Raw genomic sequence first — 24,913 nt, forward strand, 5'->3', positions numbered from 1 at the left:
AAATTAAAATTTACATTAAAAATTTAGAACTTATTGAGGTATTGTGATGTACACGTTGCATCACATCGGCAAAAAGATCGGCACAGCTCAGTACTCGTATTTTTGCACTTTTTTGTCTAAGCGGTATTGAATCGGTTACAATAAGCTCTTCCAGTTTTGAATTCTCAATACGCTCATAGGCTTTACCCGAGAGTATGGCATGTGTGGTAATGGCCCGTACGCTTAAGGCTCCTTTTTCCATCATAAGGTCTGCCGCCCTGGTTAAAGTACCTGCCGTATCTACCATATCATCTACCAGCACTACATTTTTACCGGTTACATCACCAATAAGTTCCATATGGTCTATAATATTGGCTTTTTTACGGTGTTTGTAACAGATCACTACTTCACTTTCCAGATACTTTGAATAAGCATATGCCCGTTTGGACCCCCCCATATCGGGAGAAGCTACGGTAAGGTTAGACAGGTTCAGGTTTTTCAAAAATGGCAAAAATATGGTAGAGGCAAATAAATGATCTACCGGTTTTTCAAAAAAGCCCTGTATCTGGTCGGCATGCAGGTCCATTGTGATAATACGGGTGGCACCTGCCGCTTCCAGTAACTTGGCTACCAGTTTGGCCCCTATGGGTACACGGGGTTTATCCTTACGGTCCTGTCGGGCCCATCCAAAATATGGCATTACTGCGGTAATATGCCTGGCAGAAGCTCTTTTGGCAGCATCGAGCATAAGCAGCAATTCCATTAAATTATCGGTACTGGGATGCGTAGAACCTATTAAAAATACCCGGGCGCCTCTCACAGATTCTTCAAAAGAAGGTTGAAATTCACCATCACTATATCTGGAAAAGGATACTTTCCCAAGCTCGGCCCCAAAGGAATTGGCAATATTTTGTGCTAATTCCATACTTTGGGTACAGGCAAATATTTTAGGTTCAGGCGCGGCGTACGGCATGCTTAAAACGGTGTTCAGTAGTTAGTTACTAGTCGTGTTTTTATAAACGAGGTGCAAATTTAGAAATTTATTTGGAGACGGGAAGGAAATCGCTGCTAATTTTAAGGCTTATTGAATTTTATTTTTTAGATTTGCCCTCGCAAATGCTCGAGTGGCGGAACTGGTAGACGCGCTGGATTCAAAATCCAGTTTCTTCGGAAGTGTGGGTTCGATTCCCACCTCGAGTACAGATGGATAAAAAAAGCTCAGATAAAGATCTGGGCTTTTTTTATGGGCAATATTCTTCTTATTGATATATTGTGAGTTAAGTACGTTTAGCGGGAATGAGCTATGAGAAATGAATTTATAGCTCGATATAGCAGCTTTTAATAACGCTTTTAAGAATAAGACCTAGTTTTGTACATCAATAACAATAAAAAATATTTGTTATTTCAAGATATTATTTTATATTTGTACACTGATAACAACAAAATAAATGAAATTATCTCAATTAACAAATATTGCTTCTGGGTTAAATCAGAAAAGGCATCCTCAGGGAACCGTCTATTATTTGCAGGCGCGAGATTTTGTTGAAAACGATAAGCTAGACAAGCATTTAAAACCTTCTATTGTTGAGTATCCAAAACTAGAATCACACTACCTATTAAAGGGTGATGTTCTTGTTTTAGCTAAAGGACATCATGGATTTAATGCATTTGTATATAATAAGGAGAAAGCGCCAGCTGTAGCATCCTCAATTTTCTTAGTATTAAAAGAAATTGATGATAAGGTGTTGCCGGAATACCTGATGTGGTATATCAACTTGGAGTCAACCCAGCAACAGCTTATAAATTCTGGTAGAGGTAGCGCATTGCCGTCAATAAATAAGAAAATCTTGGCTGACTTGGAGGTTCCTGTTCCCGAATTACAAATTCAAAAAGATGTGGTCGCTTTAAGTGAACTTAAAGCCGAAGAATCAAAACTGGTAAAGCAATTGGACTTCCTTAAATCAAAAGCCTTACAAATCAATTTGAAAGAATGCATTCAATAATTAACTATGAGCAATAAAGTAAAAACAAAAGATATCAACGCAGTAGTCTGGAATGCTTGCGACACCTTTAGAGGTGTAATAGACCCAAGCCAATACAAAGATTACATTTTGGTAATGCTATTCCTCAAATACGTATCTGATGTGTATTCAGAAAAGCACAAAGAGTATTTGGAAAAGTACAATGGCGATACAGAACGAGCTGATAGGGCAATGCAACTTGAACGTTTTGTGGTGCCCTCAAATAGTCATTTTAATTTTCTCTACGATAGTCGCAACGAAGACAATATTGGAGAGTTGATTGATATTGGCTTGGCAGATTTAGAGGAAGCCAACAGAGAGAAATTGACCAGTGCCGATGGTGCGGGAATCTTCAGGAACATAAGTTTCAATAGCAGTAATCTCGGGGATAAAAAGCAGAAAAACACACGCCTTAAAAATTTGCTCCAGGACTTTGTAAAGCTGGATCTGACACCTTCCCATCTTGAGGAAAAAGACATTATTGGGGATGCCTATGAATATCTTATTGCAAACTTTGCCAGTGATGCCGGTAAGAAGGCGGGTGAATTTTATACGCCGGCCGGAGTATCTACTCTTCTGGCCAAATTAACCAAATCAAAATCAGGAGCACGCATTTATGACCCAACCTGTGGTTCTGCCTCATTATTGATCAAAGCAGCAAGAGAAGTTGAAGACAACAACTTTTCATTGTACGGGCAGGAAGCCAATGGCAGTACCTGGGCGTTGGCGGTAATGAACATGTTTTTACATGGTTTTGACAGTGCTTCTATCCGTTGGGGAGACACTTTGCGAAATCCAAAACATATTGAAGGGGATACTTTAATGAAATTCGATACGGTTGTAGCCAATCCTCCTTTCTCGCTGGATAAGTGGGGGCAGGAAGAGTTAGAAGATGATAAGTTCAGTCGTTTTTCCAGGGGCCTCCCTCCCAAAAGCAAAGGCGATTGGGCATTTATCTCCCATATGATTGAAAGCGCCTATGAAGTAACGGGCATAGTAGGTGTGGTAGTACCGCATGGGGTATTATTCCGAGGAAGTTCGGAAGGACGTATCCGAAAAAAAGTGATAGAAGATAATTTATTGGATGCCGTCATTGGGCTTCCTGCCAATCTCTTCTTTGGCACAGGGATACCGGCAGCCATTCTCATTTTCAACAAAGGAAAACAGGAGCGAAAAGAAACCTTGTTTATTGATGCAAGCGCACATTTTGCCAGTGGTAAGAACCAGAATGAACTGTTGCCGGAACATATTAATCGCATTGTTTTGACCTATGAAGATTTTAAAACAAATAAATTAAAGCCAGGGGTTATTGAAGATAAATACAGCTACGTAGCTACTTATGAGGAGTTAGAGGAAAATGAATTCAACCTCAATATCCCAAGATATGTAGATACCTTTGAAGAAGAAGACGAAGTTGATGTCGCAGCGGTACAACAGGAAATAGATACCTTAGAAGAAGAGTTGGCCAGGGTACAAGAGGAAATGAAGCAATATTTAAAAAAACTGGATCTGGCTTAATCGCAACAAACAACCTTATGGAACTACCAAAAATTATCATTGAACTGGATAAGGAGAAAGAAAAGCTGGATACACTCAGGCCGTTAACTCAAATACAACGGGAACGACTTGAACAAAAACTGCGGCTGGACTGGAATTATCACAGCAACAGTATTGAAGGCAATACATTGACTGCGCATGAAACCAAAGCTTTTATTCTCCACGGTATTACAGCTAAAGGCAAACCTTTTCGAGACTATATAGAAATGCGCGGACATAATGAGGCCCTAAAAAAACTTTTAGGTCTGGTTGACAAAGATGTTCTGATTACCGAAAAGTTAATCAAAGAACTCCATGAGATCATTCTTGTAGAACCTTATCAGGACGAAAAAACAGAGATCAATCCCGGTGTATATAAAACCAAACCCAATTATTTATATACCATTAACAATGAACGTATTGATTTTTTACCTCCGGAAGAAGTACCAGAAGCCTTAAATACTCTTATCAACTGGCTTAACAATCAACTCGTAAAACCCAAACGGAAAAAGAAAAAATACAACCTACACCCCGTTTTGGTTGCAGCCGCCTTTCAGGTACGTTTTATTAAAATACATCCTTTTGGTGATGGCAATGGCAGGTTATCGCGAATTTTAGGTAATCTTATCCTGATGCAATGTGGTTACACGCCAGCCATTATTAGGTTGGAAAATCGCGAAGAATACTATCGAATGTTGAATTTAAGCTCGCTGGAAGATCCATTACCCCTAGCCGAGATGATTGCAGCAGAGTCTTTAAAAACTACTCAACAGGCTATTAAAGCCGCCAGGAACGAGCCTGTTAACGAGCCTGAAGATCTGGACAAAGAACTACAGTTATTAGAACAAAAGATAAACAATCCTGATTTTACGGCCAGCGTGCCAAAAAGGTCAATAGCCCTTATTAATAAAGTTTTGTTAGACGCGTTTCTACCAATGATGTTTGAATACGACCGTCAATGGGCCAGGTTACGTGATAAATTTGCTCAAACAGTTGCTGAAATCAGAATAGCAGATAAGCCCCCTCAAAAATATGAGTGGTTACCAGACCAAAAAGAGGAATACTGGAAGGGACATGATCTGGATAAGATAAAATACTTTGATTTCCTGATTCTTTTAAAAGATTTCAAGCCTCTGCTGCCTGAACAAAAAGATTTCAGCATGGGTTTTGCCTTATATTTTTACGATTACAAATTTGAAATTGAACATCATTATGGCGATCCTGAAAGATCAACTTTTGTATATGGGCAGGAAATGGATAGAACGGCATTGCAAAATGTCGTGAAAACCAGTGTGCATCAATTAATAAAAAACCTATCCCTGTTGGTGGACAAAAAAAACAATGGTATTCAAAATGAGTAAAGTGCTAAAACCTATACCGGATACAGAAAAAAGACCTGGCTACAAACATACCAAGTTAGGTTGGATTCCTGAGGATTGGGAAATTTTTCGCTTTGATGAAGTTTTCCAATTCATCCCTACTTATTCTTATTCTAGGAATCAACTAATTAAGTGTCAACCTAATGATAACGATATTTTTAACATCCACTATGGTGATATACACACTTCTTTTCACAATGAGCAACTAGACTTTGATAAAGATATAGAGGTGGCAAGCTTATTAAACCCTGTCATTGACATTAAGAAACTAAAATTATTAAAAGAAGGCGACTTGGTGATAGCGGATGCTTCGGAGGATTATGAGGGGATTTGTGATGCTATTGAACTGAAGAATGTTAGGAACAGAAAAATCATTGGTGGACTTCATACGTTTGCGGTTCGAGATAAAAATGGACTAACAGCAAATGGATATCGCGGGTTCATATTCAAAAATGAAATAGTAAAACACAACCTTAAGAGGGTTGCAACCGGAATATCTGTTCTTGGCGTATCAAAATCTAATATTTCTAAAATATTGATTCCTCTTCCATCTCCCTCGGAACAAGTAGTGATATCTAAGGTACTTTTAAAATGGGACAGTGCCATTACCAAACTCAATGAACTTATTAAAGCCAAACAAAAGAGTAAAAAAGGCTTGATGCACCTATTGCTTACAGGAAAAAAACGCTTACCTGGTTTTGATGGGGAGTGGCAAGAACAAAAACTATCGGTTTTTTTTACTGAAAGAAAAGAAACAAATAGGGATGATTTAGAACTTCTTTCAATTGGTGAAGCCGGGGTATACCCACAATCGCTATCTAACAAAAAAGACACCTCGAATAACGATAAATCCAAATATAAAAGAATATGCCCCGGCGATATTGGTTACAATACTATGAGGATGTGGCAAGGTAGAAGTGCATTAAGTCATTTGGAAGGTATTGTAAGTCCCGCTTACACAATTGTAAAGCCAAAGGAAGAAGCTGACTCTGTATTCTTTTCCTATTTCTTCAAAGTGCCTTCTGTAGTACATAAGTTCTATAGAAACTCCCAAGGTTTAGTAAGTGATACCTTGAATTGTAAATTCAAAGATTTCGCAATGGTAAAAGTATTGTTGCCCAAGAATAAGGATGAGCAAACTGCTATTGCTCAAATATTAAGTGCAGCAGATAAAGAAATCTATTTGCTGAAAGAACAACTAGAACAATTGGAACAACAGAAAAGAGGTATGATGCAACAGTTGTTGATGGGTAAGGAACGCTTACCTCTGTAAACATTATAACTATGGAAACACCCTCATTTAAAGAAGACCATATTTCGCAAATACCGGCATTGCAACTGCTGATTAAAATAGGATATACCTATTTAAATCAGCAAGAAGCTACCGAGACACGAGGCAACAAACTTTCTAATGTAATCTTAGAAGATGTATTGAGAAAGCAGTTGCATAAAATGAATGCAGCAAAAGTATCCTCTACCAAGGAAGTCCCTTTTAGTGATAATAATATTGAAAGTGCCATCATTGCATTACGGGATATGCCGATGGTAGATGGCTATTTGACCACATCGCAGAAAATATATGAACTACTTACGCTAGGGAAATCTTTGGAGCAAATTGTAGAGGGTGACCGCAAAAGCTTTGACTTACACTATATAGATTGGAAAAATCCTGACAACAATGTATTTCATGTAACCGAAGAATTTAATGTCCTCCGGAGCGGACGAAAAGACCATTATCGCCCAGACATTGTCTTGTTCGTAAACGGTATTCCTCTAGCAGTCATAGAATGTAAACGTCCTGACATAAAAGAACCTTTAGAGCAAGCTATTTCCCAACAATTACGAAACCAGCAAGACGATGGCATTAGAAGTTTATATGCAATCTCGCAATTACTCATGGTTCTCACGGTAAATGAAGGTAGCTATGCCACTACAGGCACCGAACCTAAGTTTTGGGCGAAATGGAAAGAAAATTTCCGCTCTCAAAAAGAGGAGACCGCATTCAACCAAAAACTATTTCGGCTCAAGAACAAAGCATTACCCAATGAAATTAAAGACAGATTATTTGTGGAGCGTTTTAAATATGTCAGAGCCCATTTTGAACAACTAGAAGGTGAAGAAGTGCAACCGACGCCACAAGACCAGTACTTATACAGTTTGTGTAGACCAGAACGATTGTTGGAACTGGCATATGATTTCACCTTATTCGATAATGGAGCAAAGAAAATTGCTCGTTATCAACAATATTTTGCCATTAAGAAGGCTATGGCACAACTTACAAAAATGGCTGATGGTAAACGCCAAGGAGGTGTAGTTTGGCATACCCAAGGTAGCGGAAAATCATTGACCATGGTGATGTTGGCACAGGCAATAGCCATGGAACCCTCGATAAAAAATCCAAAAATTATATTGGTCACCGATAGAACAGATTTAGATAGACAGATAACAGGGACCTTTCAAAAATGCGGTTATGATGATGTTGAAAATGCAAAGACAGGTGCTCAGTTGGTAGAGCTGTTGGAGAGTAAAAGTGATGCTGTGGTAACTACCATAATCAACAAGTTTGAAACAGCAGTTAAACGAATCAAAATACCGTTGGAAAGCCCTAATATTTTTGTTTTAGTTGATGAAGGCCATCGTACCCAGCATGGTACTTTTAATATTGAGATGCAAAAAACACTACCCAATGCGTGTTTTATAGCATTCACCGGAACACCCTTATTTAAAAAAGACAAGAATACATTATCCAAATTCGGAACTATCATCGATAGCTATACCGTTGACCAGGCGGTAAAGGATAAAGCCGTTGTTCCTCTACTGTACGAGGGAAGGCATGCACTTCAAGATGTGAATGCGGCTCCGTTGGATAACTATTTCAATATGATATCTGAACCATTAACACCTTATGAAAAAGCAGATTTAAAAAAGAAATTTAGCAAGGCAGACCAACTAAATATTGCCGAGCAAAAGATTTATGCCATCTGTTGGGATATATCGAAACACTTTCAAAAAAACTTTCAGGGAACGGGGTTCAAAGGGCAGGTCGTTTGTCAAAGCAAAGCATCCGCTGTTAAATACAAAAATTTCCTGGATAGTATTGGCTTAGTTACTTCAGAATTGGTGATTTCACCTCCGGACGAACGTGAGGGTGAAGATTCGGCTTATGGCCAAACTCCTGATTCTGTAAAACAATTTTGGCATCGTATGATGGATGAACATGGTTCGGCCGTTAAATACCAGCAGAACATTGTAAATAGATTTAAAAATGACAATCATCCTGAGTTGGTTATTGTTGTTGACAAGCTATTAACCGGATTTGATGCACCCAACAATACTGTGCTATATTTAACTAGAAAGCTCCTTGGTCATACGCTTTTACAAGCCATTGCCAGGGTTAACCGTGTTTACCCAGACAAGGACTACGGGTATGTAATTGACTACTATGGTGTACTCCAGGAATTGGATAGTGCTATAAAGACCTATTCTACATTTGAGGATTTTGACGAAATGCAATTACAAGGTACAATCACCAACATAAACGACGAAATAAAACGCTTACCACAGGTCCACTCAGATATATGGCAGTTGTTCAATACAATTAAAAACAAGAAAGATGCGGAAGCGTATCAACAATTGTTGAGGGATGAAGCTGTCCGAACCAAATTCTACAATAGACTATCAAACTATGCCCGAATCTTGAAACTGGCATTGTCTTCCATTGAATTTTATAAGACCACTCCTGAAAACCAATTGAAGAGATATAAGGAGGATTTGGCATTTTTTGTAAAACTTAGAAACTCGGTGATATCCAGATACTCCGATAAAATCAACTATAAAAAATACGAGGGACAGATTCAGAAATTAATCGATACACATATTCCAACCGAAGATGTTGTGAAATTAACAGATTTGGTCAACATTTTTGATAAAGAAGCTTTTGAACAAGAAGTAGAAAAAGTAGTGGGTAAAGCAGCTAAGGCAGATATGATTGCATCCAGAACTTCAAAGCACATAAGTGAAAAAATGGATGAAGACCCTGCCTTTTACAAACGTTTTTCGCAGTTGATTAAAGAAACTATAGATGATTATTTACAAAAGAGAATCAATGAAGCTGAATATCTCAATAAAATGGAAGAAATTATGGATGCAGTATTGAATAGAACTGATTCTGAGTTACCAGAATCATTAAAAGATAAAGATATTGCAAGAGCATTTTACGGTATCTCTTTAGAAGAGTTTGAAACTAAGATACCCGACAATGCCCAGCTCGTCTCAGTATCTGAACTATTAGCTTTAAAGTGCGATGAGATAATTCAAGGATTGAAAAAAGTGGATTGGGCAAAAAGTGTTGATATTCCAAAGAAAATGATATTTCTGATTGGCGACTTTATTATTGACGAAATAAGGGATAAACATAATTTGAAATTAAGTTTTGAGGATATAGATAAGATAGCGGAAAGGATGGTTGATGTGGCTAAAATTCGATACAAATGATGAGATCGGCATGATTATAATAATCTTTAAACATTAAGGAAAATGATTATTTCAATTATCAAAGATTACATGTGACTAATGAGAAGCAATAAAAATGAACACATGAAACAGGTGTTGCAGTATGGGTCAGAAGAGATTGAGTATCACCTAAGTTTTGTTGAAAGGAGAACCCTGGGGATTACCGTTCAACCCAATAGGCATGTTTTAGTTAAAGCTCCTTTAGGAAGTTCTATAGATAAAATACAGGCAAAAATCCGTAAAAAAGCACCATGGATTTTAAAACAAAAAGACCATTTTTTATCCTTTGAGCCTAGAACGCCTAAAAGGCGTTATGTTTCGGGTGAAACACATTTATACTTGGGTAGGCAATATCAACTCAGAATTGTAACTGATATTAATGAGGAAAGAGTTAAATACACTGGCCGTTTTATTGAAGTTCATACCCAAGAAAAAGCCAAAGCCGAAAAAATGCTTTTAGATTGGTATAGGACCAAAGCTACCATTTGGTTCAATAAATTAGCTAACCATCCAATAGATAGATTCAAAAAATATAATGTTTCCCCTAAAAATATTGAAATTAAGTTTATGAAGTACCGTTGGGGCTCGTGTTCAAACAATGGAAGAATTCTATTAAATCCAGAATTGATTAAAGCGCCTAAAGCTTGCATTGAGTATGTAATTATACATGAGCTTTGTCATTTGGTGCACAGGGACCACACTAAAGCTTTCTTCGATTTACAAACTAGGGAAATGCCAGACTGGAAAAAGTGGAAAAACAAACTGGAAAATATCTTGGCTTAAACCAACTGATATGAAATTCATATACTGTCAAAGAAAAATTGATACCAATAAAAGAAAAGCCTTTTAAACTTGAAAAAGAAATCCCAATTTCTTTTTAGAACATACTTTAGAAACCATAATGGGGCGTATTAAACGTAACAATACTTTTTTTATGAAAATAGTAAATTTGATAATCTTACTCCCCCAAAAGCGAAAAAAACCGATAAACCCTAAAAAGAATAAAAACGATAGAGAGGATCGCGATAATAACCTGAATCACCATGCTTACAATTTCACCTACGATCCTGCCTACGATATAACCAATAAACCCGCCTATTAAAAACCCGGCAAATGCATTGAGCTCAGGATCTTCATTGGCGATACCCACACCCATAAAGGCCCCTACAATGGCTACGATAATGCCCAATCCTTTTGAAAAGCTGTTTTCGTCTTCGTTTCCCATGTTCAATTAGTTTTATGATCTTACAATACTAACAAATCGTGTTGCTGTGATCAATCGGGGTATTTCCTTAAATATGCTTCTGCCTGCTAAAAACTTTTGAGTACCCGCTCCAGGTGGAGATAGGCCATAGACAATAGCGGACTCGCATTTTTATCCCAGTTATCAGGGTCTTTTTTAATAAGCTTTGCACAGTTTTTGAGTCCTCTGGCAATTTCATGTATTCCGGTCCTGAGTTGTTTTTGGGTGATTCCCAAAACGTCTGGAAGGTTTTCATAATAGCTGTGTTTTTCCTGTATAAATCCTTTAAATTCTTCTGCCAGTTGCAGGCTTTCTCCATTCTGTACCTTTTTAAAATAGAGATCCAGATACGCAAGGTCGCTTCTCAGGATGTTTTTGGTGTATTCCAGAAATATCTCCCGGTCCTTTATTAAAAGTTGAATATAGGCCAGTACCCATTCTTTATCTTCGGCTTCGGGATGGAGATCCAGATATTTTTCAAACAGGGCTATGGCGGCTGAGTAGTAATCATGGGCTTCGTACATGAGCGCCAGATTAAAGAGGGTGTTAGGATCCTCAGGAAAACGATCGGCCAGTGTTTTAAATACCTCTTTGGCACGGGTATATTTTTCTTCTTTAATATGAAAAACCCCTTCCCGGAATTTTTGAAGGCTCTCCGTATCCATATCAGTAAGTGTGGGTGTTTCTTTGGGGCGGTAAAGCCTGAAAAACCGCTGGAAGGCTCGTGTGAGCTCGTATGCATTCTGAGCATTCAAATACCGGCCCCCGGAAGATTGGGCGAGGTATTGCAGATCGCGTTCGGCTTCCGATCCCGGTTTGATATCAAAACCAATGGTATAATAGGTAACTGCTACGGCAATGGGGGTGGGGGCCTCACTGTTTTTTGAGAGGTTTGTTGTGGTATTAGCGGTAGGGCCGGTGCCTGTAAAATTCCGGGCAAAACGGGAAGCGTTGCCCGGTGGGGCCGGGATACCCGTACCATATACCGATAGCGGACGGATCTTACCACAGGAAGAGACCCCGTCACTCATTATAATGAGTTTTGGGGTAGCCGTAGTTCCGGAAGCTATGGCATATTCCTGAAGTCGGCGGGTGGCGGCATCAACTGCTTCTTTTAGAGGGGTACCCCCACCGGGACGCGGAATCGTACGTATGGCACTTTCCAGTTGTTGTTTATCACTGCTAAACGTAAGGAGTTGTGAGGCGGTGGGGTCATTGTTACAGCCTCCCGAAAACGTTAAAAACCCGGCTTCCTGTTGTATGCCGGATGTATTTTGTAACGATTGCAAGCTGTGAATGGCGGCATCTTTGGCCTCTTCAATTTTTGCCTTTCCGCTTATTCCTTTATTGGCCATACTCCCCGAACGATCAAAAAGAAAGAGGGTGGTAGATTTGTTGTCTTTACAACCGCAGGGATAACTTGCATCATGAGTGACATATTTTTCACCCCATTCTTTATTTCTATGTGGTTCAATGTCTAAGAAATAATGCAGCAAGGCACTAGAGGTCTTTCCAAAATTGTAGGTTCCCCCATATGGGTAAGTTATTACATTGCAACCTTTTAAAATGTCAGATGTGATTTTTTTTCTATGGAGTCCTTTTATGTTAACTTTGTATTTAAATTCATCAGGACATAATTCTCGTATGGTTTCGTATTCTCCTCCCTCTGGTAAAGGGTGTAAAAATTTAGAATTTTTGGCAGGATCGTGAAGAGCATTTTTAAGATCACTTTGAAGTATCCATTCCATACCATCTTCATCCACAAAAATATTTCCCGATTTTCGGATAAGATTTCCTCTGGCAACCTTATTAAACAGATTTCTATTTATATGAAGATGTTTTGTGAGAACAAATATGGTTCCCTTTGCTTCTATACTACTTCTTTGCGTATTGACATTAAAAAATAATTTGTATTCTCCCGTTTCTCCTTTAAATGTATCTCTTAAATTATTTAATGGATAGGTTTTCCCGTCTTTTTCAAGTACCAGAATCGTTTTTTTGAGTACCAGAGGATATTTTTTTATTACTAACCCTAAAACCGGATCAGATTGATTGAAATAACCATATGGATATATTTTTTTATTGATCTTAAGTGGACTTATATTGATATGATACTTCGCTCCTTTTTCCATATGGATCACCATACCATTTGTAATAGGTTTGATAAGATCTTTATGCGGAGGTCCTTTTTCCTGGGCCGTTATACTTAAGGAAAGCAGAAAAAACAGGAGGGTATATGTTAGCGTTACCGTTCTCATTCCTTAATGGCGGCCATATAAGTGTCAAACGCTTCTTTTCCGGTACTGTACTGAGTAAAATCAATTTCTTTATAACTGGTGGCCAGTAGCTTATTAATATCTCCAAAGCGTTTTACAGAAAGGGGGTGTGAGGTATAAACGGTTTCCAGGATCTCTGTAACCAGTACGTTAGACCCTTCTTCTCCCAGGTTTTTTAAAAGATCTCCGTCAAGTTCGCCTTCTACCGTATTGAGTATCTCCCAGGCGTTGCTGGTAAGGTTGTTCATAAAGGTTTCATTTTTGGTACTGTTTACCATGATCTGCCAGAATCTGGCGGCTTCCCGTAGGTCATACCCGCTGTTATACATATAAAACAGTCCTACCCGGTCTGACTGGGTCTCTTTCTTTTTATCGAAAATGTTCATTATGTTTTTAGGGGTAGTATATTCCATAGCTTTATCAAAAGCGCTTCCCAGTATGCCGTCGTCAGACACCCGGGCTTTTTTCTTTATCAGCTTTTTTACCCATTTCACTCCCTTTTTGCCAATATTGCTTTCGGTATATTTGCTCGCTTTAAAGCGTTGGGCGGCATGTTCATACGTTATATGTGCTATTTCATGGCCCAGTACGGTAGCGAGTTGCGCTTCGTTTTCCATAAGTTTTAAGAGCCCTGTATTAATGAAGATCATACCATTGGGGAAGGCCATGGCATTGGGAATATCGTTTTCAATTACATAAAACCTAAAGAACACTTCATGCTCTTTGGCAAAGGCCTCCTGTTTGACATATTCGGGCAAAAGCTGGTTCCCCACGAGATTGATATATCCCTGTATTTTGATATCGTCCAGCAGTTTGTAGTCAATTTTGCCTACCTTAATATTGCCTTCATGGAGTCCGTAAGCAGGGCTAAAAGCATTGTCGGGGATATGAGTGATACGGTTCATTTGGGAAGCATCAAAACTTTTGACTACCTCTTCCATAAGTAATTGATCGTTTTTGGTAAAACTGTTTTTACAGACTTCAATTTTCACGGCCTGATAGATCCCGTTGGTATTGGGCGAACCGGTAACGGTTAGAAAACTTCCTATGGGAACTTCCTCCATATCCAAAAAGCTTCTCCCTTTGCTACAGTTGCATTCGCCTCCTTTTTTACAGGTAATGGCAGCTTTACTGGTAAGTATTACTTTGCGCCCGTCTATATGGGCAATCCCATTTTCAAGTGCTTCAAAAACCCCCTCAAAGGTATCGCCATCACTATCATCTTCCGCAATTACTACTTTGGTTAAAACACGTTTTCTGTTCTCAATACTAAAAGAAACGGTAGCTGTAGTGCCGGGAAAAATAACATCTTTACTTACAGGCTTGTTCTTAGACTTGAGGAATTGGGTTTTTTCATTGGCCAGTAGAGTAAACTCTTCTTTATCAAAACTTATGATCATTTGTTCATAAGGTGCTGTAAACTCAAAAATGGTCACTTCTTTCCAGGTCTCTTCTTCCTGTGCTGGTAAAACATGAATAAAAAAGAGAATAAGGAGAGCGCTGCACAAAAAGTGTAGCGTTTTGTTGGTTTTGGAAATGCTTTTCATTGTCAATACTGATTTTGGTGTTTACATATCATTCATCCGCAGAAGGCTTGAGTAAAGAGTATCTGAAAAGGGGCAGGGTGATAATTGAGAATGCTTTTATAGGATTTTATAAAAACCTTTTTTTACACTCTGGGTTACAGTGTAATATTATTGAATATTAAGATGTAGTTCAATGAGGGAATTTCCTTAAATTTATGATCCTACTTGGATTCCCCTTCCAATATTATTTATTTTAGAAATATGAAACAGGTATGTATTTTCTTAAAGAGATCCTTACGGGTTTTCCTGCTATGGTATGCTCCCTTTGCACTACATGCACAGAATAAGGCCACCGTTGATAAGCTAATGACTACTGCAGACAGCCTTGTTACTGAGAAACACTATAACCAGGCTTTTGAAGTATATACCCGCGTATTGCCTTTACTTGAAAAACGGAAAGACCCTGAAAAAAAAGCAGATGTACACAATGAACTGGGGAAGCTGTTGCGCAGGCAGAAAAATTATGAAGAAGCCGTTTCTCAATTTTTAAAGAGTACAAAAGAAAGCCCTTTATCACTACAGGCAGCGTATGCATACCAGAGTATAGCCCTTTTAAAACGCAAGCTTCAACAAAAAGACAGTGTTTTGTACTACCTGCAAAAGGCACTGGTGATCTATAAAGAGAAAAAACCGGGAGAAGAAGCTTATAACGCATTTTTAAATGCGGGAATTATTTATAAAAACTACCAGAAATACGAAGAAGCACTTACCTGTCTGTTACTGGCAGATCAAGGATATACCCAAACCGGGAACTTTAAAAAGCTGGGAACCGTTAATAATACCATTGCCCAAATTCAGGATGCCCTTGGGGATACTGCAAAAGCTGTGGAGTATTACTTTACTGCTTTAAATTATCAGGAACTGGTAAAAGATACAACAGGTATTGCCATGAGCTATAATAATATTGCTAATACCTATAAAACCAGAAAAGTTTATGATTCTGCCTTGTTTTATTACGAAAAGTCACTGGAGTTGGTTGATAAAAGAACGGCAAGATACCCTTCTACTTTATATAATTTAGGAGTCACGCATTACCTAAGGGGAGATTTGGAAAGTGCCCGTTCTTTCTATGAGAAAGCATTAACCATAAATACAGAGCAGAACAATACCATATCCGTTTTATACAATGGTAATGAACTGGCTCTGCTGGCGATAGAAAACAATGACCTGGTAGCCGCCAGACGCTATTTAAAGATCACATCTTCTGTACTAGACAAAGTAGAGAATCAGGAAGCGGTTTATAGAAATCATGAAATAAATGCGCTTTATCATTACAAAACCGGTAATTATAAAAAGGCGTTTGATTTCCAAAAAAAATATTCAGACATGTATCAGTCAGTGTTTAATGCCAAACAGGTAGAGGCCATACAGAATATTCAGGAACAATATGAAACAGAAAAAGCACAGAATGAAAATTTAAGGCTCACATTGCTCAACCAGGAAAGTGAAGCACTTATTAATAAACAAAGAGAAAGAATAAAAACCAATAACCTGTTACTCGCCATATTAGTGCTATTCCTTTTATTAATGATGATTGCCTATTTATTGTTACAGCAACGACAAAAAACCTTAAAGAACAAACAGGCCATTGCACAATTAAAAGCCATGTATAAAGGGCAGGATACTATAAAAGAAGTTATAAGTAAGGACCTTCATGATATTATTGCCACCAGCCTGGATGGTATCCGCTTAAAAGTACAGGCGCTCTCCCTGTCAACAGACGAAAAAAAAGATAAGCTAGCCACTGAGATCACCAATAATATCCAGGAAGTCAATCATCAAATGCGGTTGCTTTCACACCGGTTATCGCCTTTAGACCATAAAATTAAAAAGTATTCACTATCAGAAATTATTATTTCCCAACTTACCGAGTTTCAGACCTATCGCAAAATACTGGTAACGATCAAAGATGAGATCCCCACCGTGTTAAATGACCTGAGGCCCGAGGCCCAGACTAACTTTTACGCCATTTTGCTGGAGGCCCTAAACAATATAGAAAAGCATTCTAAAGCTACCGAGGTAGTGATCTCCCATCAAATTGATGCTGCACAAATTATGTGTTTTACCATGACCGATAACGGCATTGGCCTTGCCGATGAGAATCGTGAGGGCATCGGCCTTTTTAATATAAAAGAGCGGGCACGCCTCTTACAGGGTATCTGTTCGGTTTTTCAAACGTCCGTAGGCACCGAACTCAAATTAGAATTTCCTTTAAAAATGCATTTACCATGAATACTAAAGTAACCGTACTTATTGCAGATGACTCTGTGGTGTTTTCAGAAGGCCTGGAGCAGTTATTGTCACATAACCCTATGGTAAAAGAAACCATTTTGTCTCATGACTATACGACTATTATGGAAACCTTGAGAACGGGTATGATCGATATCATCATACTGGATCTCAATTTTGATGATGCCCATTATGACGGATTCAAAATAGCCAAAGAAGTAAAAGCCCTTTTCCCCGAAGTAAAGATCATTATACTCACCCAGCATGCCAAAGTAGATCACTATGAAACGCTGATAAATGATTATGAAGTAGATGGGTATATTGATAAAAAACTATCAGTACAACAATTGTTTACCGCTCTGGAAGAAGTATATGCCGGGATGAAGTATATAGATCCCAATGTAGCAGATATGGTTCAGGCCGGCCGGTGGCTAAAGCTTTCGGCGAGGGAAAAAGAAGTATTGAGTGAACTGAGTAAAGGTTATACCCAAAAAGAGGTAGCTGCCCGGTTGTTTATAGGCCCCAAGACCGTAGAATCGCATATCAGGAACTTATGTGAACGCTTTTTTGCAAAAAATTCGGTAGAACTGGTAAGTATGTACATTCAATACAAAAGTGCATACCGGGAAGATTACAAGGCAACGACACCGCCTTTTAATAAGATATAAGGCAGCCCGTTCCGGAACGGGCTGCCTGCAAGAGTTCATATTTAAATATGCGAAAGGTCTGGAGTCTTATTCAGGACAATTCTCTGGATCGGGATCTGCACAAGGCTCAGGATCCTGATTTTGAGTGGGAGGTGTGGTAGTGCTACCTCCGTTTGCCTGAATTTGAACATCAGTTTCATAGGCCTCATAGTCATCCTCGTAACTACAAGAACTAAAAAAAATAATTGAACTAGCTAATAAGATTAAATTAAATTTACAAATAGACTTCATAATTGACACGATTTATGGATCTCGGGAACCGGTTGCTAGCAAACAGATTCTTCTGATCCGATTTTTAATTCATTTTGTTTATCGTGTCTTGCGCAAGACGAGATCTAAAGTGATCTGGTGTAAAAGTATTTGTAATTACCTGACAGTCTGAAAGATGGTAGTTTCATGAAATTGCACGGATCAAAAAAAGGAATATATATGAATGAAGAAACGATAAAAACCGAAGAAGAAATAAAGGGCCTCTTTTATTTAATTCATCATGTAGAAAAAGAAGAGTTTCATGGCCGTCCACTGAATACAAAAGATTTCGCAATTATAGCCAACGATATTAAAGCTGTACTTCAGGTAGACGAGTCATTCTCTGGGTCTACTTTACGAAGAATTTTTACTTTTAAAGATCACCCCGGGAACAGAAAGATAATTAATCTGGATAGGTTAGTACAGTGGCTTGTTGATGAGGCGAATACACCTAAAACAACTTTCTGGGAATATATTGATAAGCATACACATGAAATTGAACAGTATTATCAAAAAAATAAAGATATTCAGGATGCTTTTTTTAAAAAATATACTCCTTGTAAGGATGTAGAAAAAGGAGTGTATCACTTTGCTAATCCAATGGTTAAAGAAATAAATAATGGTACCTATCGAGAAAAAAACTTAGGAGAAGAAAATTCGAAATCACAAATCTTGGAAAGGAGTATCACATATCTGGAAAAGCAATTAAAAGTATTGGAAACCCAAAATCTTGAGGCTGTTCTGGATAAAGAATTTTATATGGATATCAGGAACTATATCAATTACTTTGGTGTCAGCAGGTTGAAACCTATTCTCCGAAATGTTATGAGCAATAAACTTAACCAAATGCATGATAAACAGAACAGAACAAAAAAGTCTTATGAGGGTTTAGGTAAAATACGTCCTTTTTTTATATCGGTTCCTGATAAAATGAGTCTTGAAAAGGCTATTCAAAAAGAGTTTAGAGGCAAATTGATAAAATTATATAAAGAAGAATCTTTATAGTTATTGCCATTTTCCATTCAGGGAAAACATGGCCCAATGATAAAAATGGGCTTTTTCGGGCCTTTTCATAAGCTCGATCATACTTTGTTGACATGCTATGACTTTAGGCATACCTTCACTAATTCTCTCGTAAAATAATTGAAAAAAATCTTTGGCATCTTTATCCTTCATAGGCCATAAACCTGCCATTACCGTACTTGCGCCTGCGGCAAGAAAGGAAGGGATCAGCCCTATGGATTCCTCTCCCGGATGATTCTTCTGACGCCCCGTATCACAAGAGGAAAGTACAATAAAAGAAGCTACGGTATTTCTGTTCATGATCTCCTCTGCAGAAATGAATTCATTATTATAAAGCCTGACTCCGGATAAAAAGCCTCTGTTTTTATCAAAAACCCCGTGCCCGGCGAAATGTAGTAAAGATGCCTGATCCAGCGCCTGAATAAACTTTTCTTTGTGAACCTCTTCCCCAACAATGGGTTTTGTATTAAAAATATAGGAGATATTTTTTACTTCTTCTACAGACCCCTCAAGATCCTGTTCGGGGTCGCCAAACACAAATGCGTTCTTAAAAAGATCTTTTTCTCTCGTCTTAGATTGAAGGTATTCCCAGCTGGTTAAACTGGAATTGTAAAACACAGGATTTCTGGTAATAAGAGGCTTTTCATTTAATAAAAGGGCATGAAAAGGAAGGTTTTGAAGTATCCCGTAAGGAATAATACAAATAATATCACTAGGTTTTGTCCATTTTTCAAGAGGTTTGATCAAACTGCTGAATTGTGTCCAGAAACTTTCTTTGGGCCTCAAATCCTCAAACCGCGCTATTGACATTTTTTGAGAAAAAGTGAATAACTCTTCCCTAAGTTCGGGAACGGCTATGGGAATTTTAGAGAATAAAGGCTCAGGGGTGTCTGAATGAATTCCAAAAGCATATAACTGATCCTGGTGGATATAATAGTATATAAAAAAAATCTTAGCGGACTTTAATTCTTTTTCATTCTCTTCAATAGTAAATACAACCTCATTAAAAGAAGGAACTGTTTCTGTTTTCCTGTGGGCATATTGATGAAGTGTCGGATCTTCCGTCATTTCATAATACAGATCTTTAAGCGTTTCTTCCCATTTTCTCTGTTCCTGAATGGAAGAGGAGCAAGCAATAGACATCAATATTTTATCTTCTTCAATCAACAAAGGATGATTTTTTGTTTCCTGGCCTGATTTAATTTTATTTGCGATGGAATAAAGCAGGGATTTGGCCCTAACATTTTCTAACCATTCGATACAATTTTTAAATTTTTTGTAGTGGAGGAAAAAATAAAAGCCGGAAAAGATAAGTTGTTTGATATCTCTCTGAAGGTTGATAGCAGCCTCAAGATTTCTCGAAATCTCTAAGGTGCCCGTTTTTTTAATTCGGCTTTGAGCCGTAAACAGAGAAGCATTAAAGAATTTTTCAGCTTCTGTTTTATAAAAAAGGATTTGATCGTCATTAACCAGATATCTTTGTAAAGGTTCCCAATAACTTAAAGCTGCCTGAAATTTTAGTCTCCAGATAAAGTCAGTTAAGTTTCCATTTTCCAGTATTTTCAACGCTCTTAAAACATGCGTATTTGCTTCTTCATAATAATGAATATTTTTTCGTACTCTTCCCAGTTCCATAAGAGCACCGCTCAGGTGATGCGTATTTATAGCTATACTACCTAAATGCCCTGCTTTTTCGTATAGTTGTAATGCTTCTTTTAAAGATTGCAGTGCTTTATCAAATTGCCCTTCCAGATGTAAGGCAAAAGCGTATATTTGAAATAACTTTCCTCTTAAAGAATATCTGTTCTTGATCCATTTTTTATCTAAAAGACAGGTGTCTGCTTCTTTCAGGCAGGCAATACTATCTTCGGTAATAATTTTCTTTTTATTTCTTTTTTGCACCTGAACCTGATAGGAAAAACTGTTCAGTAATTGAGTGACAACTTCATCAGATGCTCCTAAATCCTTAAAAATCCTAATTGCTTTTGAATAATGATCGTTGGGCGCGTTTTTATCCAAAATACTTTTGAAAGAATACAACTGGGCGGTTAGAATCGATTTTTTGATGGGCTTCAGGGATTCAAGGGTTTCATCAATTACAGTAAGAAAATCATTAGTGTCCAGTTTTATTTTTGAAGCACTGTTAACTAATAAACTGATAAAATGTACTTTGTTTCCTTCTGTTTTTAACTCCTGAAGGGTATCCTTTATTATTTTTTCACTGGCATAATAATCACTTTCGGTAAAATATTGATGCGCTTTATTAAGGATATCTATTTCTTTTGTAATTGACCTTCTAAAGGTTTTTTCAGGAAGACTAATCCTCTTTTTGAAGTTTTCCAGATGGGTTAGCTGATGTCTTTCTTCCAACCATTTTAAACAGGTATTTTCATAAATATAGGCATCTTTTAAATGGCCCAGTTTCCAGAGCAACGGAATGGCCTTTACCAGCCATTCTATTCCTTCGATGTGTTCAAGTTCTAATAAATGTGATCCGTAAATTCCAAAAACCTTGGCTTTTGCTGCCAAATATCCATCATCCTTTATTTTATTTAAATGGCTTTCTACAAAATCAGGAAGTTTTGAAGGGTCGTACAACCGGTCATAATGAATGATTTTTAACGAAAGTTGGGTTTTTTTAAGATAAAATGGAACATGGTACAATGGATCTTCTGAAGATTTTCCACTACTCAGAAGATAATCATCTAATAGCTGCATCCCTTTATTAAGATCCGCTTTGGGCATTATAGCTGTATGATTGATAATGGTGAGAAGTAGGGAGGAGGCTTCTTTATCTAAAGTGTTTTTGTAATCTTTGTATAGTTCCAGCCCTTCTTCTATTACTTCTTCCTTATAATCTGTATCGATCAACCCCTGGTTCAGGAGAGCAAGTTTTACTTTTATTTTTGTCTTAAGAGCAAAAAATGCAAGATCTGTACCCTCATGTTGTTTGGCCAGGAGTTTGCACGTTGTACATATGCGATTGCCCTCTGACCTTGAGAGTTTTTCTCCTATAAAGTTGTAAAGGCTAACAGATAGTTCTGCACGTGCACTACTTGTTTTTGATTCTGATTTTTTGAGAGTATCGTGTATTTTTTTTATTGTTTCTTCATCTTCTATAGTATTAAATACCTGAAGAGCTAAAAAATGAACCCGGTCTGATATAGGCTTTTTTAAATCGTTATAAATCGTTGTAAACTGTTTATAATCTCCCGTCAAAAAAATGTTCTCCAATAAAGAAAAAGCATTTTTAGTTATCTTCATGGTTTGTAATAAAAATTTTAGGATTACCGAAAAGGTCTTTTATTTTTTCAGTTTGTTTTTCAAAATCTTCAGGAGAGAGATCAAATTTAAATTTTGCCCGCACAGAAGGAAATTCAATAATGATAAGTCCCTCAGGTTTTGTGGCTTTGTATCTGTTTATTAAAGCTTTTACCATGGGAATAATAGCATTTTGAACTATACTGACGCCACTGGAAGCCGTAACGGAGATTAAAGCAACCATTAGAACGGGATGAAGATCATTACGTGTATCTTCTTTACCGGAGAGTACTTGAGTACGTATATTTATTTCCCGTAGTGCAGATGTAATTTCTAAGTCTGAAAGATAATCACTGGATATCAATGTTTTCTCTTCTCTTTTTTCAATAGAGTTTGCCATGCTATTTTTCGTTTTTTTAAGACTATGCCATAATGCTCATAAGGTAGTGGTATTTTTATAAATATTTGGGGAATTATAACAAAATCAGTAAAAACACTGAAAGAAAAAACCTACATTTTGGAGTATGGTGTTTAGTTATCAAATTCTGCAAAAACATATAGAAAAAGGGAAAAGAAAGAGTTTTTAATTCCATTTTCTTGATTTAAAAGTATTTAGTAGATATAACATCTTCGTTATCAGGTAAGCTTACCATACAGTTACTCAATGATATTGATGATTATACTTGGATTTTAAAGGATCGTAACACATAACTTAATAACAGATCTCCATTAATAAGGAGCTATATATGTGATGCATAAGTGCTACTATTTTAATAAGTGTTAAATTTTGCAATTTTGATTTTGATAAATCTCATAAATTGAGTTGTTTATCGTGTAGCACAGGTACTATTGCTGTTTTTTTAACAGTTATATTACATTAAAAGCATAATTAATGTACAAAAATCCCGTATTTTTGAAAAAACACCCCTAAAACTATCATATGTCTCAAGTAAGTAATGGCCTGTTACGAGCTAATATTTTGTTTTTAATGGGTTGTATGATAGACTTTTATTATAAAAGAGTATGTAAGAGAGCAAATGTTAAACTCTGTCAAGGCTTTTGTTCTGCATCTACAATAGATGATGAGGTTTTGAAAGGTAAGGAACATGTTTTTAGAAATCATTATTTTAAAATACCGACAACTTTTTCCGCTAAGAATATTTATGACCAATATGATAATAAAATATCTATTTACCATAAATCGTATTTGTTTTAGCAGATAAAACATAGCAGTGGCTGGAAACCAAAAGTTCTTACGTATTAAATTGCTATTATAGTAAGGATTGATACTATGTTCAACTAGGTTTGTAAGGAAAAAAGTTTTTAAACACAGTTTTATCAAAAGGATCTTAACAAACTTTGATTTCTCAAGTTTTGTTATTTGAATTAGCTGTTCATTCTTTTGATACCAAAGCACGGCATCCACCGGCCTTAATTATAAGTACCGGCCGGGCCGTGCTTCTTTCATTTTAATACACTACTCAAAAAAAAACAGAATACAAAGCTCTCAGAAATTTCAAGATAATTTCATTTGCGCCTTTATGGTTGTTTAGGTGTTTGATAACCGTAAAATTATATAGTAAAAAAGAAATGAAGAGTTAAAGTAATCATAAGAACTATAAATGCTTTTTTGGGTAACGGCAAGTAGATATTAAGGACACGATCGCGTAAATTTTTTGAGAATTTCATATCAAAATATGAATTTTCAAATAATTGATAATCAAATATTTAGCCTTGTATTTTTAAAAAAAGACTAAAAGATAGTCCGGGTTTTATTTGAGCATAATTCTGTTGTTTTTGCTATTATCAAAACTATTCATTCAACGATTTTTTAACGATTTTTCTTTTGTGTTTTGGGTAAAATCTTACCTTTACATAGTAGATCAACCTTCATAACAATTAACCTCGATTTAGTAGCACTTTGAAAACACATTTTGTTTTTAAAGCACCTTTTAGGCGTTAACTTTTGATATTTCAAAGGTAAAACGTTTAATCAGAACTGGTGATAATGGTAAAAATGTATCATTAAGAAGTGAAAGGTGATCTGGCTATGTACATAATTTTATTAACAAGAAATACGTTAATAAATTTTTAAATAAAATGATATTTACAGTTAAGTAAAAAACTTAATATTATTTGTACGTATATTTTATTAAATAGGTAAGAAATAATTTAATTTTTTTAAAAAAATTATTAATTTCGACCACATTTTACTTTTGGGAATATCCACGGAAGTATTATAAAAGTTCGACCAGCAACTGTAGCAGTGTGACTCGGATAGGCGAAGCCATAATTAGTTGCGAATTTAATACCCTGATTTTAATGAAAATGTTTGTGAACGGTTGGCACGTACTCTACGTGAAGCCTCAGCATGAAAAGAGAATTGATGAACGTTTAAAAGAGCTCGGATTAGAATCCTTTCTGCCTTTAGTAACTACGATACGTCAATGGAGTGACCGTAAAAAGAAAGTGATGAAGCCCCTTTTCCCAACTTATGTGTTTGTATATATTTCCTCGGTTAAGGATCTATACAAACCTTTAACGATTAATGGAGTATTTCGTTATCTTCAGTTTACAGATGGCTATGCTCGGGTTACCCAGAAAGAAATGAATATTATCCGAAAACTTCTTAATTTGGAAGGTGCCTCAGATATTCAGGCCTTGCATAGCATGCCTTCTATTGGCCAAAAAATGCGAATAGATTTTGGGGCTCTCAGAGGATTGGAATGTGAAGTGATACGGGTAAATAACAAGAACACCATTTCCGTAAGGATCGAAGCGATCAATCAAGTAATAATGGCTTCAGTACCAGGGGCTTATCTGCATCCTGTCACTGTAAAAGCCTCGTAAAATTTATAAACAGGATCTTTCAAAACATTCTGTTCAAATCAAGCTCACCATTATTTAAGAAA

General features: G+C 37.0%; 16 protein-coding genes and 1 tRNA gene. 11 read left to right on the forward strand and 6 right to left on the reverse strand.

Going from position 1 to position 24,913, the window contains the following annotated elements; all coding sequences use genetic code 11:
* Positions 1 to 10 precede the first annotated feature (10 nt).
* Positions 11 to 952: a ribose-phosphate pyrophosphokinase gene (locus tag WAO84_RS13710; protein WP_340066495.1), complete on the reverse strand. Its 942-nt coding sequence runs from the start codon at positions 950 to 952 to the stop codon at positions 11 to 13.
* 145 nt (positions 953 to 1,097) lie between these two features.
* On the opposite strand from WAO84_RS13710, the gene WAO84_RS13715 reads away from it, so the two are divergent.
* The 7 genes from WAO84_RS13715 to WAO84_RS13745 all read left to right on the forward strand — a co-directional run bounded on the left by WAO84_RS13715 (position 1,098) and on the right by WAO84_RS13745 (position 10,210).
* A tRNA-Leu gene (locus WAO84_RS13715) sits at positions 1,098 to 1,179 on the forward strand.
* A 248-nt stretch (positions 1,180 to 1,427) separates the two neighbouring features.
* Positions 1,428 to 1,982, forward strand: coding sequence for a restriction endonuclease subunit S (locus tag WAO84_RS13720; RefSeq protein WP_340066496.1), 555 nt, complete (start codon positions 1,428 to 1,430; stop codon positions 1,980 to 1,982).
* Between the two features lie 6 nt (positions 1,983 to 1,988).
* Positions 1,989 to 3,518, forward strand: coding sequence for a type I restriction-modification system subunit M (locus WAO84_RS13725; RefSeq protein ID WP_340066497.1), 1,530 nt, complete (start codon positions 1,989 to 1,991; stop codon positions 3,516 to 3,518).
* A gap of 17 nt (positions 3,519 to 3,535) precedes the next feature.
* Positions 3,536 to 4,897 (forward strand): Fic family protein, encoded by a 1,362-nt coding sequence (locus WAO84_RS13730; RefSeq protein WP_340066498.1) that lies wholly within the window; start codon positions 3,536 to 3,538, stop codon positions 4,895 to 4,897.
* Positions 4,890 to 6,188 carry a restriction endonuclease subunit S gene (locus WAO84_RS13735; protein WP_340066499.1) on the forward strand — a complete coding sequence of 433 codons (1,299 nt, stop codon included), beginning with the start codon at positions 4,890 to 4,892 and terminating at the stop codon, positions 6,186 to 6,188. Before WAO84_RS13730 ends, WAO84_RS13735 begins: the two co-directional genes overlap by 8 nt.
* Before the next feature lie 11 nt (positions 6,189 to 6,199).
* On the forward strand, positions 6,200 to 9,409 hold the full coding sequence (locus WAO84_RS13740) for a type I restriction endonuclease subunit R (protein ID WP_340066500.1): 3,210 nt from the start codon (positions 6,200 to 6,202) through the stop codon (positions 9,407 to 9,409).
* 102 nt (positions 9,410 to 9,511) lie between these two features.
* Positions 9,512 to 10,210, forward strand: a complete 699-nt coding sequence (locus tag WAO84_RS13745; protein ID WP_340066501.1) for a M48 family metallopeptidase — start codon at positions 9,512 to 9,514, stop codon at positions 10,208 to 10,210.
* A 175-nt stretch (positions 10,211 to 10,385) separates the two neighbouring features.
* On the opposite strand, the gene WAO84_RS13750 is transcribed toward WAO84_RS13745, so the two are convergent.
* The 3 genes from WAO84_RS13750 to WAO84_RS13760 all read right to left on the reverse strand — a co-directional run bounded on the left by WAO84_RS13750 (position 10,386) and on the right by WAO84_RS13760 (position 14,493).
* Positions 10,386 to 10,652: a hypothetical protein gene (locus tag WAO84_RS13750; protein WP_340066502.1), complete on the reverse strand. Its 267-nt coding sequence runs from the start codon at positions 10,650 to 10,652 to the stop codon at positions 10,386 to 10,388.
* 86 nt (positions 10,653 to 10,738) lie between these two features.
* Positions 10,739 to 12,928 carry a VWA domain-containing protein gene (locus tag WAO84_RS13755; RefSeq protein WP_340066503.1) on the reverse strand — a complete coding sequence of 730 codons (2,190 nt, stop codon included), beginning with the start codon at positions 12,926 to 12,928 and terminating at the stop codon, positions 10,739 to 10,741.
* Positions 12,925 to 14,493 carry a M48 family metalloprotease gene (locus tag WAO84_RS13760; RefSeq protein ID WP_340066504.1) on the reverse strand — a complete coding sequence of 523 codons (1,569 nt, stop codon included), beginning with the start codon at positions 14,491 to 14,493 and terminating at the stop codon, positions 12,925 to 12,927. The genes WAO84_RS13755 and WAO84_RS13760 overlap by 4 nt, the downstream gene beginning before the upstream one ends.
* Positions 14,494 to 14,733: 240 nt before the next feature.
* Between WAO84_RS13760 and WAO84_RS13765 the strand changes: the two genes are divergently transcribed.
* The 3 genes from WAO84_RS13765 to WAO84_RS13775 all read left to right on the forward strand — a co-directional run bounded on the left by WAO84_RS13765 (position 14,734) and on the right by WAO84_RS13775 (position 18,722).
* Positions 14,734 to 16,764 (forward strand): tetratricopeptide repeat protein, encoded by a 2,031-nt coding sequence (locus WAO84_RS13765; RefSeq protein ID WP_340066505.1) that lies wholly within the window; start codon positions 14,734 to 14,736, stop codon positions 16,762 to 16,764.
* The gene (locus WAO84_RS13770; RefSeq protein WP_340066506.1) at positions 16,761 to 17,429 is read left to right on the forward strand and encodes a LuxR C-terminal-related transcriptional regulator; all 669 of its coding nucleotides are present in this window, start codon (positions 16,761 to 16,763) and stop codon (positions 17,427 to 17,429) included. The genes WAO84_RS13765 and WAO84_RS13770 overlap by 4 nt, the downstream gene beginning before the upstream one ends.
* Before the next feature lie 468 nt (positions 17,430 to 17,897).
* Complete coding sequence (locus tag WAO84_RS13775; protein WP_340066507.1) at positions 17,898 to 18,722, forward strand: hypothetical protein; 825 nt, start codon at positions 17,898 to 17,900, stop codon at positions 18,720 to 18,722.
* On the opposite strand, the gene WAO84_RS13780 is transcribed toward WAO84_RS13775, so the two are convergent.
* Both WAO84_RS13780 and WAO84_RS13785 read right to left on the reverse strand, forming a co-directional pair.
* Entirely contained in the window at positions 18,723 to 22,004 is a 3,282-nt protein-coding gene (locus WAO84_RS13780; RefSeq protein ID WP_340066508.1) for a CHAT domain-containing protein, read from the reverse strand.
* Positions 21,991 to 22,401, reverse strand: a complete 411-nt coding sequence (locus tag WAO84_RS13785; RefSeq protein WP_340066509.1) for a hypothetical protein — start codon at positions 22,399 to 22,401, stop codon at positions 21,991 to 21,993. The genes WAO84_RS13780 and WAO84_RS13785 overlap by 14 nt, the downstream gene beginning before the upstream one ends.
* Positions 22,402 to 24,323: 1,922 nt before the next feature.
* Between WAO84_RS13785 and WAO84_RS13790 the strand changes: the two genes are divergently transcribed.
* Positions 24,324 to 24,851: a UpxY family transcription antiterminator gene (locus tag WAO84_RS13790; RefSeq protein WP_340066510.1), complete on the forward strand. Its 528-nt coding sequence runs from the start codon at positions 24,324 to 24,326 to the stop codon at positions 24,849 to 24,851.
* The last annotated feature ends 62 nt before the right edge of the window (positions 24,852 to 24,913 follow it).

The organism is Ascidiimonas aurantiaca, assembly GCF_037646345.1.
In the GTDB taxonomy this organism is placed as follows: domain Bacteria; phylum Bacteroidota; class Bacteroidia; order Flavobacteriales; family Flavobacteriaceae; genus Ascidiimonas; species Ascidiimonas aurantiaca.

What these genes read in the sequence shown, in the direction of transcription:
- WAO84_RS13755 (WP_340066503.1), bottom strand. Translation starts at nt 12,928, where the DNA reads ATGAGAACGGTAACGCTAACATATACCCTCCTGTTTTTTCTGCTTTCC.
- WAO84_RS13710 (WP_340066495.1), bottom strand. Translation starts at nt 952, where the DNA reads ATGCCGTACGCCGCGCCTGAACCTAAAATATTTGCCTGTACCCAAAGT.
- WAO84_RS13765 (WP_340066505.1), top strand. Translation starts at nt 14,734, where the DNA reads ATGAAACAGGTATGTATTTTCTTAAAGAGATCCTTACGGGTTTTCCTG.
- WAO84_RS13750 (WP_340066502.1), bottom strand. Translation starts at nt 10,652, where the DNA reads ATGGGAAACGAAGACGAAAACAGCTTTTCAAAAGGATTGGGCATTATC.
- WAO84_RS13730 (WP_340066498.1), top strand. Translation starts at nt 3,536, where the DNA reads ATGGAACTACCAAAAATTATCATTGAACTGGATAAGGAGAAAGAAAAG.
- WAO84_RS13740 (WP_340066500.1), top strand. Translation starts at nt 6,200, where the DNA reads ATGGAAACACCCTCATTTAAAGAAGACCATATTTCGCAAATACCGGCA.
- WAO84_RS13745 (WP_340066501.1), top strand. Translation starts at nt 9,512, where the DNA reads ATGAAACAGGTGTTGCAGTATGGGTCAGAAGAGATTGAGTATCACCTA.
- WAO84_RS13735 (WP_340066499.1), top strand. Translation starts at nt 4,890, where the DNA reads ATGAGTAAAGTGCTAAAACCTATACCGGATACAGAAAAAAGACCTGGC.
- WAO84_RS13780 (WP_340066508.1), bottom strand. Translation starts at nt 22,004, where the DNA reads ATGAAGATAACTAAAAATGCTTTTTCTTTATTGGAGAACATTTTTTTG.
- WAO84_RS13785 (WP_340066509.1), bottom strand. Translation starts at nt 22,401, where the DNA reads ATGGCAAACTCTATTGAAAAAAGAGAAGAGAAAACATTGATATCCAGT.
- WAO84_RS13775 (WP_340066507.1), top strand. Translation starts at nt 17,898, where the DNA reads ATGAATGAAGAAACGATAAAAACCGAAGAAGAAATAAAGGGCCTCTTT.
- WAO84_RS13725 (WP_340066497.1), top strand. Translation starts at nt 1,989, where the DNA reads ATGAGCAATAAAGTAAAAACAAAAGATATCAACGCAGTAGTCTGGAAT.
- WAO84_RS13720 (WP_340066496.1), top strand. Translation starts at nt 1,428, where the DNA reads ATGAAATTATCTCAATTAACAAATATTGCTTCTGGGTTAAATCAGAAA.
- WAO84_RS13770 (WP_340066506.1), top strand. Translation starts at nt 16,761, where the DNA reads ATGAATACTAAAGTAACCGTACTTATTGCAGATGACTCTGTGGTGTTT.
- WAO84_RS13760 (WP_340066504.1), bottom strand. Translation starts at nt 14,493, where the DNA reads ATGAAAAGCATTTCCAAAACCAACAAAACGCTACACTTTTTGTGCAGC.
- WAO84_RS13790 (WP_340066510.1), top strand. Translation starts at nt 24,324, where the DNA reads ATGAAAATGTTTGTGAACGGTTGGCACGTACTCTACGTGAAGCCTCAG.